The organism is Colwellia sp. PAMC 21821, assembly GCF_002077175.1.
In the GTDB taxonomy this organism is placed as follows: domain Bacteria; phylum Pseudomonadota; class Gammaproteobacteria; order Enterobacterales; family Alteromonadaceae; genus Cognaticolwellia.
On sequence record NZ_CP014943.1, the window covers coordinates 1,551,979 to 1,568,874 of the forward strand.

Annotated in this window: 9 protein-coding genes; 6 read left to right on the forward strand and 3 right to left on the reverse strand. The window is 39.1% G+C overall.

Annotated elements, in window-relative coordinates; genetic code table 11:
* Nucleotides 1-212: 212 nt before the first annotated feature.
* From A3Q33_RS06565 to arcA, 3 genes are all read left to right on the forward strand, one after another.
* A complete protein-coding gene (locus A3Q33_RS06565; RefSeq protein ID WP_081179256.1) occupies nucleotides 213-1,262 on the forward strand; it encodes a methyltransferase in 1,050 nt (349 codons plus the stop codon).
* 87 nt (nucleotides 1,263-1,349) lie between these two features.
* Entirely contained in the window at nucleotides 1,350-2,963 is a 1,614-nt protein-coding gene (locus A3Q33_RS06570; RefSeq protein WP_081179257.1) for a sensor histidine kinase, read from the forward strand.
* Between the two features lie 325 nt (nucleotides 2,964-3,288).
* Complete coding sequence (arcA, locus tag A3Q33_RS06575; RefSeq protein ID WP_081179258.1) at nucleotides 3,289-3,990, forward strand: two-component system response regulator ArcA; 702 nt, start codon at nucleotides 3,289-3,291, stop codon at nucleotides 3,988-3,990.
* 50 nt (nucleotides 3,991-4,040) lie between these two features.
* On the opposite strand, the gene A3Q33_RS06580 is transcribed toward arcA, so the two are convergent.
* A complete protein-coding gene (locus tag A3Q33_RS06580; protein WP_081179259.1) occupies nucleotides 4,041-4,394 on the reverse strand; it encodes an Hpt domain-containing protein in 354 nt (117 codons plus the stop codon).
* Nucleotides 4,395-4,726: 332 nt separating this feature from the next.
* Between A3Q33_RS06580 and folE2 the strand changes: the two genes are divergently transcribed.
* The 3 genes from folE2 to A3Q33_RS06595 all read left to right on the forward strand — a co-directional run bounded on the left by folE2 (nucleotide 4,727) and on the right by A3Q33_RS06595 (nucleotide 12,325).
* Nucleotides 4,727-5,653 (forward strand): GTP cyclohydrolase FolE2, encoded by a 927-nt coding sequence (gene folE2 / locus A3Q33_RS06585; protein WP_081179260.1) that lies wholly within the window; start codon nucleotides 4,727-4,729, stop codon nucleotides 5,651-5,653.
* A gap of 734 nt (nucleotides 5,654-6,387) precedes the next feature.
* Entirely contained in the window at nucleotides 6,388-10,848 is a 4,461-nt protein-coding gene (gene gltB, locus A3Q33_RS06590; protein ID WP_081179261.1) for a glutamate synthase large subunit, read from the forward strand.
* A gap of 28 nt (nucleotides 10,849-10,876) precedes the next feature.
* Nucleotides 10,877-12,325 carry a glutamate synthase small subunit GltD family protein gene (locus tag A3Q33_RS06595; RefSeq protein ID WP_081179262.1) on the forward strand — a complete coding sequence of 483 codons (1,449 nt, stop codon included), beginning with the start codon at nucleotides 10,877-10,879 and terminating at the stop codon, nucleotides 12,323-12,325.
* 257 nt (nucleotides 12,326-12,582) lie between these two features.
* Here the strand turns inward: A3Q33_RS06595 and A3Q33_RS06600 are convergent, their stop codons facing one another.
* Nucleotides 12,583-14,781 (reverse strand): sensor domain-containing diguanylate cyclase, encoded by a 2,199-nt coding sequence (locus A3Q33_RS06600; protein WP_081179263.1) that lies wholly within the window; start codon nucleotides 14,779-14,781, stop codon nucleotides 12,583-12,585.
* Between the two features lie 217 nt (nucleotides 14,782-14,998).
* A complete protein-coding gene (locus A3Q33_RS06605) occupies nucleotides 14,999-16,894 on the reverse strand; it encodes a beta-ketoacyl synthase (RefSeq protein WP_081179264.1) in 1,896 nt (631 codons plus the stop codon).
* Nucleotides 16,895-16,896: the final 2 nt, after the last annotated feature.

Here is a 16,896-nt window from a genome sequence, read left to right on the forward strand (position 1 = left end):
AATAGTTAATTCCCTGTGGACTAATGATGGCGAGATAATTTAATTCGCGTAGAATGCGCGCATTATGACATATTAATATCAGCTGTATAAATGAATTATCGTTAAGTGAGTTATTTCATCTATAGCTATTTTATTTAAAAAATTAACGGTAATTATTTAAACAAATAAGCTACTGTAAATTAGTAACATTTATCACAATCATAGGTATTTCCATGGCAATAAGTAACATTAACCAACTATTGATTCGCAATCTTGAGGCATTAACCGCAGCAAGACCTCTTTTGGTTAATATCGCAGACGACGGTTTTATTGCCCAATACTTAAGCCAACATAGCGCTGCTAACATTGACAGCTATCATACAAATTTTGCTGAATATACCCATTGTCAGCAACTTAAAAACGCTCGTTTACGTGCACATTTTGGCGTTGAGTATGTCGCTAAAAATAAACACGATATGGCTATCATTCATTTCCCAAAAAGTAAGGCTGAATTTAGCTTTACGTTAGCCATGCTGGCCGATTCAATGACAGATGATGCGACCATCGTTATTGTGGGTGAAAATAAAGGTGGCGTAAAGTCAGCCGATAAACTCGGGGCTGACTACCTAGCGTACTGCAACAAAGTTGATTCTGCCCGGCATTGTTTAATGTTTATTGGTGAGTTCAAGCCTGCCCTGCCTCGTTTTGAACTGGAAAAGTTCTATAAATATTACCCAATACAAGTACAAGAAAAAACCTTAAAAATTGCTGCATTACCCGGCGTGTTTAGTCAAAACGCATTAGATACCGGCACAGAGATTTTATTAGCCCACTTGCCTGATGTTATCAATGGCAAAGTTTTAGATTTCGGCTGTGGTGCTGGTGTTATCGCAGCATATATAGGGACGGTGCATCCACAAACTAAATTAACTTTAGTTGATGTCAGTGCTTTAGCATTGCACTCTGCGCGAACAACATTAAGCTTAAACCAGTTATCTGGGGAATATATATCCTCAAATAGTTTATCTGATGTTAAAGAGCGCTATGACTTTGTGATCTCTAATCCACCATTTCATCAAGGTGTAAAAACAAATTATGCCGCGACTGAGCAATTTTTAACTGAAATTAAGCAGAATTTAACGGCTAAAGCATGTGTTACCATTGTCGCGAATAGCTTTTTGAAATACTTACCCATAATGGAAAAGGCTATCGGTAAAACAAAAACGTTAGCAATTAAAAAAGGCTTTGCTGTTTATCAGTGTTATCTTAATAGTAAAAATTAAAAGTTTAACTATGACAAAATGATTGTTGAAATCCATAAGGTTTTCTACAATCATTTTATAGCCACAATCAATTGAGTTTAGAATTGTATGCCAACAACCCAGCCTATTTGGTCTATTCGTCGTATCTTCTTGATCTCGATCTTCAGTGCTTTCTCAATATTGTCTATATTGAGTCTCTCAATAATTACGCATCAATTTAACAAAAGTTACCATGACAGTGCCGCCGAACAAATAGAGCACTGGGCCAAGGTTTTGGCAGATGAGAGTTTACTCTATGTAGTTAATTCAGAACGAAAAGCACTCAATGATAGTTTTTTATTACCAAAACACATCCCCAATTTAAATCATATACATATCTATCAATTAGATAGAGAAACTGGGGATCTTAACCTTTTTTATAGCTACAAACGTAATATGCAACGTACGGCTATTTTGGAAAAACATTCCGAAATAGCGAACTTGCAAACACCTCAATTTAAAGAAAAATATCTTGAGTATATGCAGCCAATTAAAGTCAATAATGACATTATTGGTCATATTTATCTTCAGAGCAGTATTGAACATATAACCCATATTAGCGATACATTATTGATCACCAGTATCATCGTCTTTCTTATCGTATGCCTACTCGCCATTATCATTGCATTAAAACTTGAACGCTATATTTGTGCACCATTTACCATGTTAGCTAGCACCGTTCAACTCGCCGCACGACAAAGAAATTTTCAGCAACAATGTGAAGATATGCCATACCGTGAAGCCGATATTTTAGGCCGCAATATAAATATTTTATTTGCTCGAATGGAAAAACGTTTAGCACAATTAGATTCAGCGGAACAACAGAGTCTAGAGCACTCGCAAGAGTTAGAGACTAAAATCAACAAACGCACCGAGGCACTTAAAGAGTCAAACCAAGAGCTACTTTCTACTTTAGAGAAACTCCATCAATTTCAAAGCCAATTGGTTGAAAGTGAAAAAATGGCTTCGCTTGGAGATATGGTTGCAGGCGTTGCGCATGAAGTAAATACGCCGATAGGCCTTGGAGTAACAGCATCGACACTGTTAGCTGATAGATTAGATGAAATTAAAAGTGCTTTTGAGGATAAAACCTTAAAATCGAGTCAATTAAAAAAGTTTTTGCATGATAGTTCAGAAAACATAGCCATTATCTATCGTAATCTAAATCGCGCTGCTGACCTGATATCTAGCTTTAAAAAGGTTGCCGTCGACCAATCGAGTGAAGATATACGAACTTTTGACATTAAAGAACTTTTAAGGGAAGTTTTACTTACCTTAAGGCCTCAACTAAATAGTTTACCATACGTAATTAATATTGATTGCCCTGATGATTTAACCATTAAAAGTAAACCCGGTCCTATCAATCAAATTTTGATCAATTTAATTATGAATTCCATTATTCACGGTTTTGAAGGTAAAGATAAAGGTCAAATTTCAATTACGGTTATGTCGCTGAGCAACCAGCTAAATATACTATTTAAAGATGACGGTGTCGGAGTTGACGAGTCAATAAAGCATAAAGTTTTTGAGCCTTTTACTACCACAAAACGCGGCGAAGGTGGCAGTGGGTTAGGTATGCATTTAGTTTACAACCTTGTCACTCAAGCATTGGGTGGTTCAATAGTCTTAAGCAGTGAAATAGGTCATGGTGTCAATATTGAAATCAACTTTCCTGTTAGCTAGGTCTTCAATTTTCTACTAGTAATACGTTGAATTTAATTATATCGAAAGTAAAAAATCGTACCCTGCTAAGGGCTTCATAGGCTATGAAAAGTTCACGTTCAAATAGCCCCTAGGGTATTAAGTCGCTTTGGCTAAATGGCGATAAATGCAGTAATTACCTTTCTATTTATTGTTTTTTTACTAGAGCTTCTATAACATTAGCCGATATTTAATACCTTGATATAGTCTATAATGACAAAATATTGAATATCGCTTCTTAATATAAAAAATACAAATCGGATTAATAATTTTAAATAATTAACTTTCACAGGACTGGATATTTAACATGCAAAAACCGCATATATTAATCGTAGAAGACGAAGACGTTACACGCTTTAATCTACGAAATCTATTTGAAGCAGAAGGCTATTTGGTGGCAGAAGCAATAGACGGTGACAGCATGGAGCGCGCACTTAAAAATAACCAAATTAACTTAGTTATTATGGATATTAATTTACCCGGTAAAAACGGTTTATTATTAGCACGAGAATTAACCCGTAATAAAGACTTAGGCCTAATTTTCCTCACCGGTCGCGATAGTGACATTGACAAAATTCTTGGCTTAGAAATTGGCGCTGACGATTATTTAACTAAACCGTTTAATCCACGTGAACTAACCATCAGGGCTCGTAATATATTAAATCGTATGACACCAAGTCATTCTGAAACACGCCAAGATATTATAAGCTTTAACCAATGGTCACTCGATGGTAACTCACGAAAAATGACCACTCCAGACGGTAGAGAAATTTCAATTCCACGTGGTGAATATCGAGCTCTGCGTTTACTTATCGAAAATGTTGGACAAATCGTTACGCGTCAGCAATTAATCAAAGAAATGACCGGACGAGATTTGCGTACTAACGATCGAACAGTCGATGTCACTATTCGACGTCTACGTAAACATTTTGAGTCAGTTGAAAGCTCACCAGAATTGATCAACACCATTCACGGTGAAGGATATAGATTTATTGGTCAGATAGATTAGAAGATTATAAGCAGGGAGAATGATTTACCTGCTCAATCGCTAGTTAAGGCTTATTGTTCTTCGATCCACTGCCCAAAAGCAGCAATTCCCTGTTGGTTTAACAAGCTCAGTGCTTTTAAATGCTGAGTTTTTGTTTGGCTATCTTCTGTCGACTTCTCTAGTAATATAAGTTTCTGATGTACTTGGCTTAAGCCTGCACTCGCCGCCGACCCTTTCATTTTATGACACTGCTCTTGCCATGCTTTTTGATCCGTTTCAACTACGGCGCGATTAATGGCGGTTAAATTCAATTCTGACTGCTGAATATATAGATCCAACATTTGTTGAATCACCACTATGTCTAATGCTTCTAAATAACCATTAATCAACGTTAAGTCTATGTGATGGTGTTGAGCTAGTGTCATGAAGTCTCCTTTGCGACAATAATTTGATGCTACGTCTATTTAAAACTTAAGTCCTAAATAACAACTAATTTAAGCCCCGTTTATAACAGATATTAAATACAACTACCATATTCTAGAACAATCTCAACATCGCTATTACAAATATTGCTTTTAGTGGGTATTTCGTTCAAAATAGCCGCCTTTTCAGGGTCACTGCATTATATTCCACTTTCTAAAGTCTTTGTGGGAACTATCGCTATTTTTTCGATAGTAATGCTGATTATAATTTTACTAATTACTGAAGTTATCAAAGATAGCCCTTTAGTTAGTGCACAGCGAATAGCGGAGTCAAAATGCCAACATTAATGCCTGATATAGCAAATCACACCACAGCACAAACTGAGGGGACTTTGGATTGGGTCGGCATGAGCAATATAGAAATGCCTATCATGGTTGCCTCTAAAGGCCAATCAGAACGTATGGTTTCAGCCTACGTAGATGCGTTTGTCAACCTTAAAGAGCCGAAAGCCAAAGGCATTCATATGTCGCGCTTATATTTACTCCTTGATGAATTATCAAACTCAAATGTTCTAAACCATCAAAGCTTAGTGACTTTATTAGACGGTTTTATTAGTAGTCATGAAGAGTTAAGCGATAATGCTAAAGTAAAATTTAGCTTTGATTATCATCTTCGCCGTAAATCGCTAATTAGTGGCAAACAAGGTTGGAAAGCTTATCCTGTAACCGTTACTGGCCTTTTAAATAAAGGCAAGCTTGATATCGAGCTTTCTCTCGACGTACGATATTCTTCTACATGCCCTTGTTCTGCAGCATTGGCGCGTCAGTTGATACAAAAAGCCTTTAAAGAAAAGTTTACCGATGACGCAAATGTAGATTTAGCTGATGTGCACGAATGGCTTGGTACAACCGAAGGTATTGTTGCTACTCCACATAGCCAACGTTCGGTCGCCGAAATTAAAGTAAAGCTTAATAGTTCTACAACTGAATTTCCTATTACTGATCTTGTCGATTTAATTGAAAACTCACTTAAAACACCAGTTCAAGCGGCAGTAAAACGTGAAGACGAACAAGAATTTGCACTTTTAAATGGCCAAAACCTAATGTTCTGTGAAGACGCTGCTCGTCGCTTACAGCACACCATGAATATCACTGATCAATTTGATGATTTCTGGCTACGTATTAATCATTTAGAATCGCTACATGCTCATGATGCCGTTAGTGTAACAACTAAAGGTGTTGTTGGTGGTTATCAAGCTTAACGTAATCAACTTACGATTAGCTCACTATTGGTATGAAGCAAAAAATTAACAATCCCTAGTTTTATAAAATGACTAGGGATTTTTTTATCTACTCGAAAAGTTTTAATCGTGCCACTTACCTCTTTGTTTAAGCTTATCTCTAGTCGTATTATTCCCATCATAATAGTTCCCTCAATAAGCACCTCAGTAGTTACTTCAATAGTTACCTCATTAGTACCTCAATAAACACCTCATTCTTCTGCTGTTCAAAACAACCAACGGTTGTAAATAAAGTAGACCTTAAAATTAATAAAATGGGTGTTACATTAATCATCAAATTTATCATTATTTATCATTATTTATCACACTTTTTAGCCCGCCTTAAGCCTATTTTCAATTGCTAATAAATTTACAAAAATAATGAATAAAATATTATAAGCGATTACATTCTCATAACTTAAAAATGTAATAAAGTTACATAAATAACGTTAATAGTTTCTTATGCACAGTAAACATCACCTAAAAAGCGGTTAAATCGACGTTAGCAGTACAAATATCATACGATTTGTTATAATTTGTTAATAAGTACGTAAAATAATTACGAGTATTTACTCTATTCGAATTGACGTATAGCGGTTAAATGTTTAATGTAAGGAGTTCCTCGCTTCGAATTCGGGACTATTTATGCGGTTTAAGTATAATTTCATTCCATTCTAATCAAACCATACTGTCGAGGCGTTTATTTGGAGAAAATAATGCAACTTTACGATCATACTTACCAAAAAGACAATTGTGGCTTTGGTCTTATTGCCCATCAACACGGCGAAACCAGTCATAAGCTCGTAAAGACTGCCATTCAAGCATTAGACCGAATGCAGCATCGCGGTGGTATCGCTGCTGATGGAAAAACCGGTGATGGTTGCGGCTTGTTAATGCAAAAGCCAGACAGTTTTTTTCGTGCTGTTGCTGAAGAAAACAACTGGCAGCTTGGACGAAAGTACGCCGTGGGTATGATTTTTCTCAATCCCGATCCTATCAAAGCAAATGCCAGTAAAAAAATTCTAGAAGAAGAGTTAGCGCGTGAAACACTGACCTTAGTAGGTTGGAGAATAGTGCCTACCGACACCGCTACTTTAGGTGAAATTGCTAAAGGTAATTTACCTGGTATTGAGCAAGTGTTTGTCGATGCGCCGTCAGGCTGGCGTAACCGAGATCTCGAACGTCGACTATATATGGCGAGACGACGTGCAGAAAAACGTATTAGTGATGAGCGGTTTTATGTCGCAAGTTTGTCGTGTTTGGTCACGATTTACAAAGGCTTAATGATGCCGGTAGATTTACCAAACTTTTATTTAGACCTTGCCGATATTCGCATGCAAACTGCGATTTGCCTATTTCATCAGCGTTTTTCAACCAATACCTCTCCCGAGTGGCATTTAGCACAACCTTTTCGTTATTTAGCTCATAATGGTGAAATTAATACCATTAAAGGCAATCGACAATGGAGTCGTGCTCGCACGCACGGTTTTAGATCACCCTTACTCCCTGACTTACAAGACGCTGCTCCTTTTGTTAACGAGAGTGGCTCTGACTCATCGTCATTAGACAACATGCTTGAATTATTCATGGCGGGCGGCATGGATCTTTACCGTGGCATGCGTCTATTAATGCCACCAGCTTGGCAAAGTAATCCTTTAATGGACGATGACTTAAAAGCTTTTTATGAATTTAACTCGATGCACATGGAACCATGGGATGGACCGGCTGGTGTTGTTGTTACCAATGGCCGTCACGTTTCTTGTAACTTAGACCGTAATGGCTTAAGACCAGCGCGTTATGTTATCACTCGAGATGGTTTTATTACCTTAGCCTCTGAAGTCGGTATTTGGGATTACGGCGAAGATGAAGTGGTCGAAAAAGGCCGCGTAGGCCCTGGTGAAATGTTAGCCATTGACACCTATACCGGTAAAATTTTCAACTCAAACGCTATCGACAATGAACTAAAAATTCGCCATCCCTATCGTGAATGGTTAGACAATAATATTCGTCGTTTGGTCCCTTTCGATCAATTAGACGCCAGTTTGATTGGCCAACGGATATTTACCGATCAAGAAATCGCTCAATACCACAAAATGTTTAACTACAGCTATGAAGAAATACACCAAGTAGTAAAAGCATTAGCGGAAAACGGTCAAGAAGCAACAGGCTCGATGGGCGATGACACGCCAATGGCTGTATTATCGAGTCAACCGCGTTCGCTCTATGATTATTTCCGTCAACAGTTTGCGCAAGTAACCAACCCACCTATTGACCCATTGCGTGAGCGTTATGTTATGTCATTAGGTACTTGTATTGGCCGTGAACATAATGTTTTCAATGAAACCACTGGCCATGCCGACCGTATCTTATTTGCTACACCGGTATTAATGTACACCGGGTTAAAGCAGTTACGAGAGCTTGATCCCCAACATTACCGCTCAGATACCTTAACCTTGAACTATGATCAAGAAGAGGGTTTAGAAGCCGCGGTGTTACGTTTATGTGATGAAGCCGAAACATTAGTAAGAGATAAAAACACTGTAATTTTAGTGTTATCTGATCGTCAAATTCATAAAGGCATGTTACCAATTCCTGCGGCAATGGCTGTTGGTGCGGTACAAAAGCGTTTAGTCGATAAGCAATTACGTTGTGACTCTAACATTATTGTAGAAACAGCTTCAGTGCGTGACTCACATCAGTTTGCCGTCCTATTCGGTTTAGGTGCCACCGCGATTTATCCGTTCTTAGCTTACGATACGATTGAACAATTGGTTGAACAGAATCAGATTAACCTTACTGCTCGCGAAGCCGTAGTCAATTACCGGGAAGGCATTAATAAAGGCCTGCTGAAAATATTATCGAAAATGGGTATTTCTACCATCGCCAGCTATCGTTGTGCGGGACTATTTGAAGTTATCGGCTTAAATCGTAACATCATGGACCTTTGTTTCCCTGAATTGCCTAGCCGTATTCAAGGCGCTGACTTTGCTGACATCGAACAAGACAATATTAACCTTGCTCGCAAAGCTTTTATGCCACATCAAAAAATAAGCCATGGTGGGTTACTAAAATACGTGCACGGTGGTGAATATCACGCTTATAACCCTGATGTAGTCAGCACACTGCAAGCCGCTGTACGCAGTGGTGACTATAGTGATTACAGAATATTCGCTGACCACGTTAATAAACGCCCAGCCGCCGCATTACGTGATTTACTTGCACTAAAAGACGACCAAACGGCGATTGATATTTCAGCCGTTGAACCCGAAACCGAACTATTTAAACGCTTTGATAGTGCTGCCATGTCTATCGGTGCGTTAAGCCCTGAAGCACATGAAGCACTCGCAATTGCCATGAACCGCTTAGGTGGTTTCTCAAATTCTGGTGAAGGTGGAGAAGACGAACGACGCTTTGGTACGGTGAAAAATTCACGTATCAAGCAAATTGCCTCAGGACGTTTTGGCGTTACACCTTACTATCTAGTGAATGCAGATGTGTTGCAAATTAAAGTAGCACAGGGCGCAAAACCGGGTGAAGGTGGTCAATTACCGGGTGATAAAGTTACTCCTTTGATTGCAAAACTACGTTTTTCAGTACCTGGTGTTACTTTAATATCACCTCCTCCGCATCACGATATTTATTCTATTGAGGATCTGGCCCAACTGATTTTCGACTTAAAACAAGTCAATCCTAAAGCGGTTATTTCAGTAAAACTTGTTTCAGGTCCAGGTGTTGGCACTATCGCCTCTGGTGTTGCCAAAGCCTATGCTGACTTTATTACTATTTCAGGTTATGACGGCGGCACAGGTGCCAGTCCGCTAACCTCAGTTAAGTATGCGGGTTGCCCTTGGGAGCTTGGTTTAGCTGAAGCACATCAGTCATTGGTAACAAACGGATTACGTCACAAGGTTCGTTTACAGGTTGATGGCGGGCTTAAAACCGGATTAGATATTGTTAAAGCCGCTATTTTAGGTGCTGAAAGCTTCGGTTTTGGTACAGCGCCTATGGTGACACTTGGCTGTAAATTCCTGCGTATTTGTCATTTAAATAACTGTGCTACAGGTGTTGCAACACAAGATGAAGTGCTACGTGAGCAATTTTTTAAAGGCTTGCCTGATCAAGTAATGAATTATTTTAAGTTTATTGCGCAAGATGTTCGCGAAATTTTAGCCAGTTTAGGTGTTGAAAGCTTAACGGCTATTATCGGTCGTACAGACTTATTCGTCCCATTAGCGGGTATTACTGCTAAGCAACAAAAACTAGATTTACGACCAATTATTGCACCGGTAGTAGCAGGTGATGATACTGCGTTGCATCAAACTGATACCAATGAGCCTTTTGATAAAGGTGAGTTAAATCAGCGTTTACTGTCGCTTGCTTCTGATGCTATTGCCCACAGTAAAGGTGGTGAATATCGTTTATCTATTCAAAACACTGATCGCTCAGTTGGTGCTTCATTATCTGGCGAAATTGCCCGTAAACATGGCGATCAAGGCATGGCTGCAAACCCAATTAAAGTATTTTTAAATGGTACGGCAGGACAAAGCTTTGGTGTCTGGAATGCTGGCGGCTTAGAAATGACCCTAACCGGTGACGCTAATGATTATGTTGGTAAAGGAATGGCCGGTGGTAAATTAACCATAAAACCGCCTAAAGGTGTAGAATATTTAAGTCATAAAACCATGATTATGGGTAACACTTGTTTGTACGGAGCAACCGGCGGTAAGCTTTTCGGTTGTGGTCGTGCGGGTGAGCGCTTTGCCGTCAGAAACTCTGGCTGTCATGCTGTTATTGAAGGTACTGGCGATCATGCCTGTGAATATATGACGGGTGGTATAGTGACTATATTGGGCCATGTAGGGGTTAATTTTGGTGCCGGAATGACCGGTGGTTTCGCTTATGTTTTAGATGAGCAAAATGATTTAGATATTCGCCTAAACAATGAATCAATTGAGATGTTAGCCATTGATGAACTCAATATTCATCAAGAACATCTACGTGGCATTATCAACCAGCACTTAGATGAAACGGGCAGCTTAAGAGCAGAAGAAATTTTAAATAATTTTGACACTTATGCACCAATGTTTAAGTTGATTAAGCCAAAGGCCGTTGATGTTAAAACCCTATTAGGGCATCGCAGCCGTTCATCTGCAGAACTTCGTGTTCAAGCGCAATAATAAGAACACGGATTGGAGAAGCTAGCTCATGAGTAAAAATATATACCAATTTATCGACGTAAAACGTATCGACCCGCCTAAAAAAGCGATCGAACAGCGGAAAATTAATTTTGTCGAAATTTATCAACCTTTAAGTGAAGATCAAAGTGCCGGTCAAGCCGACCGCTGTTTAGATTGTGGTAACCCTTATTGTGAATGGAAGTGCCCAGTGCACAACTATATTCCGCAATGGCTAGAGCTGGTTACTGACGGCAAAATAATGGAAGCAGCTGACCTGTGTCACGAAACTAACAGTTTACCTGAAATGTGTGGCCGTGTTTGCCCACAAGATAGACTCTGTGAGTCAGCTTGTACCCTTAATGATGACTTTGGTGCTGTTACTATCGGGAATATTGAAAAATATATTACTGATACTGCTATAGCACAAGGCTGGAAACCTGATCTATCCCAAGTTATTGCCACTGGTAAGCGTGTCGCCATTATTGGCGCTGGCCCAGCGGGTATAGCCTGTGCTGATGTATTAACCAGAAACGGGGTCGAAGCCGTGGTGTTTGATAAGCACGCCCAAATTGGTGGTTTGCTTACTTTTGGCATCCCATCTTTTAAATTAGAAAAGGACGTTATTCAAACGCGTAGGGAAATTCTTGAAGGCATGGGGATTGAGTTTCGCTTAAATATTAATGTCGGTGTTGATATCAGTTTTGCTGACATCAGCAATGAGTTTGACGCGGTATTTTTAGCCCTTGGCACGTATACCGACATGACCGGTGGTTTCGAAAATGAATCAGCACCTGGTGTTTATAACGCACTAGACTTTTTAATTGCCAACACGCAAAAGCTCATGAAACTTTCACAAGAAGATGGCAATGCAAACGCCAAGCCTTATGTTAACTTTTCAGGTAAAAAAGTTGTGGTATTGGGTGGTGGTGATACCGCGATGGATTGTGTCCGTAGCTCTATTCGCCAAGGTGCCACTGAAGTTACTTGTGCTTATCGCCGCGACCAAGCAAATATGCCAGGTTCGCCACGCGAAGTACAAAATGCGAAAGAAGAAGGTGTAGATTTTCAGTTTAATATTCAGCCCATCGATATCGCGACTGACGATAACGGCGATGCTTGCGGGGTTAAATTTATTAAAACACAACTGGGTGCAGCTGATGCGAAAGGTCGACGCAATCCAGAAGCGATTGAAGGCTCCGAGTTCATCATGCCAGCAGATGCCGTGGTTATTGCTTTTGGCTTTATGCCAAGCCCACCACAATGGATGAAAGATGCTGGAGTTGAAGTTGACGCCAGAGGTCGTGTAATTGCTGCCGATAACACCAGTTTTGCTTTACAAACTAGTAAAGAGAACATCTTTGCCGGTGGCGACATGGTGCTAGGTTCAGACTTAGTGGTAACCGCGATTGACCAAGGTCGCAAAGCGGCAATTGGCATACTTGATTTTGTTATGACAGCCCAAGAAAAAGAAGCATAAATAATATCAATTGATATAACTCACTTTACAATGTGGCACTCGCTGCATTGTAAAGTGATATCAATAAGAAAATATCCCTAGCAGTAACATCCATTCTCTAGCTCAAATATTTCAGTGTTTTAAATAATTATATTATTTAATCCAGCGTCAAACCTACTGATCCCCTAACTTCATAAATTATCTCAATTTCTATAACTAGATCTATACAGGACAAAATAATGAATCATCTGGTATTAGCCTATCAGTAGAGCTTGATGCTAACTTAAATTCGTTAAATTATTGCTAGATAATTGATTTCGACCATTGTTTTTAGCCTGATACAGTTTTTCGTCTGCCAGCCTGATCCAATCATCGATATCGGCAGAGAACTTAGCGTCAGCCGTAATAGCACCAATTGAAATGGTAATGCCTACAGTGAACTGACCGTTATTTTCGAAGCTATGCTGTGCTATTTCTTCACGAAACTCTTCGAGTTTTTTTAACACGCCATTTTGATCATCAGATTGTGCAACAATAATAAATTCTTCACCACCAAAGCGAGCAACAATATCGCTACGACGATCAAATTTCCGTTTCATAACATCGCTAATGTAGGCTAAGCAGTTATCACCAATTAAATGACCATATTCATCATTCAATTTTTTAAAATGATCCAGATCTAACATCGCCACCACCATCGAAGCATTATTGCGCGACAGTATCGCTTGTAGTTCACTAAATTTATTTTCCAAATAACGACGATTATATAAGCCTGTTAAACTATCTTTGTTGGCTAACTCTTTCAGCGCGATATTGGCTTTATTAAGCTCTATTGTACGTTTATTTACTTTTTCCTCTAAAATAAACTGTTGTTTTAATAATATTTTTTTCGACTGTTGTAATTCATCATATAAAGTCAAAAATTCAGTGGGTGCATCATAAGGTATTGCTTTATACCCTGCCTTACCATCACCGTGGGCAAGCTCTTGTAAAGCGAATGCTAAAGGTTTATTTAATGTGTTTGCAAATTGATTCGCTAATAAAATAACCAAAGCAAAAATTAAAAATAATGAAATAAAAATGGTTAAGTATTGTTGCTCAATTAGCTTTAAGATTTCTCTATGTTCAAATAGAACAAAAATTTTCCAGTCATTATTCAACGTTACTTGGCGATACAAGTAACGAATATTATTAGAGCTATTACTATTTATCATCAAGAAGTTATGTGTCATATCAGGTTTTTCAACACTGTACTTAAATTTAGAAAATGTCGACAATACTAAGTTGGAGTCAGCATATATTACATTGTCATTAGCATCGGTTAGCACTACGTCAATCTCTCGATCGCTCGCGGCAGAACTATTTATTTGATCGAATAAGTTGAGGTTTAAAGACCCCTCTACAATCCCAGTCGGTTGGGCATTATTTTGGAAATAAATTGGGGCACTAATAGCAATAATAGCATCAGCGCCAAAGCCTCTACCAAGGAAAACCGGCGAGACATAAACCGATTGATTAAAGAATGCCTCAGTAAAATAAGACCGATCAGCAACGCTTGCGCCACTTTTTGGTATACCTTTCATTAATGAAAGAGGTGAAGATGCCACGATATTCGCCTCACCATTGGCAACCAACATAGTGAGAAAACCTGGGTATAGCTGATGAATTTTAACTAAGGCATCATTGTGTCTACTCGGTTTAATTACAGATAATTCATTCGCAATTTGGGCAACGGCCTTTTTGTGGTCATCAACATAATTTTCGACAATGCGTCCTAAATATTGGCTACTAATATCAAGTTTATCTTCAACTTGTTGCTGTTGTATTGCATTTAAATTACGGCTTAAAAACAAACACACACCAATCACAAAAAAAGCCGACATAATCCATAATATATAGTGTAAGTATTGTTTCAGGTTTTTCACTAATTTGGGTTGTTGAGACTTTACCCAGACATTCAATTTATCATTGAATACAAAAATTAAGATAACGCCTAAAGCAGTATAAAATACCGCATTAATACTCTGTTTAAATAAGGAGAACACTAAGTACTCTTGCGACTCCGTAGTATTCAGCCAGATGATCGCCGCGGTCATTGGCATGCCTATAATCAGCCAATATAAAAAATCGGCTGTGGTTAAATACCTGCCTCGACTTCGCATATAGGAGACAAAAAGTGCTTCACAGCCGAAGGTTAAAAAGCCATAAGGATGACCCCAAATAATCAACAGCGGCGCGACACAAATCACAGCACAAAGTAAGGTTAATGTGGGACGGAGATAAGCTGCGGCAATAATAAACGCCAAATTACCAATAACTAATGAAACACTATAAGCAAGCTCTATAGGGTAACTATTAAGTAATGCGCCGAGTAGACCTAAAGCTAACGCTAAGATGACAGAGCGAGTTTGATTAGGTTCGGCCTGAACGATTTCTTCGTCAAGCGTTGGAGCAATCTTAATAGGCACGATAGCCATATATTATATAACACTCCAATCGTTATTAAATTGCTATCAAGTAAACTGAAGAATTAAGGCAGCTTTAACCTTACAGTAAAGTCTAATGGAAGCCACAGTAGAGCTTTGATGACAGCGCGTATATTATTCATATAGTGATTGTTTATAGTGCATTAAATACAAAAGCCCTGTCAATGTTATTGCAGGGCTTTGTAGCGATAGAACTTTATTTTAAAGATTAAACCATATCGGCAAATGGGTTCTTTATCGGTAGCAAAATTTTATTAGTGAAACCAGTAACACTGATATCTTCATCCGTAATGGTAACGTCATCATCCATCAGAGTGCCATCACCGAAACGATAAATTATTTGAAATTCACCGTTATCTGCTTGAGTTTGATATTTGATTCTAGCTTGTTCTACAACCTTAGCTTTCTCATGGTAACTTTCCATGGCATCACTACCGTGACGTTTTTCTATCATCGCCAAAGTTACGGCTGGTGAAAATAAAGTCGCAGTGGCGTTATTACCACCAAAGCCTTTCGAGTTAATAAATGCCACATCCATGTTGTCACAATACCAATGCTCAGTAGCGATATTTAAGCGTTCGTTATAAACGTCATCAGCCACTTTATCAATGGTGGTTATACCGGGCATAATATTGTGAGCAAACACACCTAGCGCCATCGCGACCTGATCGCCACTTGCTGGACCAATAGTGTGGCCAACAAAAGCTTTTGGTGCAGCTACTGGCCAATTATTAATATCAAAACTTTTTGCGACACGGTCATAAATTAATGATTCAGTAACACGGTTTTGTGGCGTACTTGAACCATGAGCCAAAATAAAACTACGTTGTTGTACTGATTCAGCACCGACAATAGATTTAGCCAATGCCACTGACTTCGCCATGGTAATATAATTACCTGGACCAGGCGCAGTAATCGACTTTTTAATACCATCAGCATTGGTAAAAACGTCAGCCACTGAGCCTAAAACATTAGCACCAAGCTCAAGGGTTAACGCATCATCCATTATCACAATAAACTGAGCTGCTTCACCGATAGTAAAGCCACAGTTATTACCGAATGGACGACTGGTTCGGCGATGATCAGCAACACCATTACCATCTATTTTTTTCAACCCTTCTTCATTGGCTAGTGCACTCATATTGCCAAAGCCTTCGACAACTTCCGGCGTAACAGCACAGTCATTACTACCAACAATCGCCAAACGAATGCGACCTGCTTGAATATCTTGTACGGCCGCTTTTAAATTATATAAAAACGTTGCACATGCCCCCGTAGAGGTAAATGTTGTACCGACACTGCCCGTAACATAAGCATTGATAAAATCAGTCGACATGGTATTTAAACCTAGCGCTAAATTTTTTGTTGATACACGCTCGCCTTGTTGACGGCTTTGCATCATGCCACCAAAACCTTCTGCCTGGGTTTGACCAAAAACAGAAGCTGAATAAGTGCCAATTTCATCCGGGCTAATTCTGTCAACAATTTCATTCCAGCTATAACCTGTAGAATGAATAGCATCGGCAGCGCCAAAAATAGTCGCTTGCAAACCACGCGGTTGGTAGCGGCTATTATATAAACTAGCGGGTTTAAAGCCGGTCGGGAATTGTCCTGCGGCTTTTATTGGGTTATCACGAGTTGAGTCATGTTTAACTTCAATTTCACCGGCAATTTCTACACGAACGCGTTTATCTTCTAATTCGGTAATTTTCCATGAACGAGGCAACGGGCTCGGTAAATCACGAGCACGGGTTTCGAAACTAATACCGTTTTCACCAGTATCCATGGTGAGTTTTTGCTGCCATGGCGTGGCGTCAGGGTTAAAGTGTTCATTTTCAATCTTACGGATCAAGGTTCCGGCTAAAATTTCTTCGCCAAAACGTTGTTCAACGTCAGACTTATCGACAACATTGCCTTCAGCGTCAACTAAATGGCCGTCTTGGCTGGTTAATAAATTCATTAACGTGGCTAAGCCGACAAATGTTTCTTGGCGAGCTTCAGTATTTAATTTATCAATAACAATACGGCGAAAGCCCTGATGAAATGATGTTCTACCAGCAGCATTAATGCCACCCATGCCAACTATAATCGGTAACGCAGTCATGA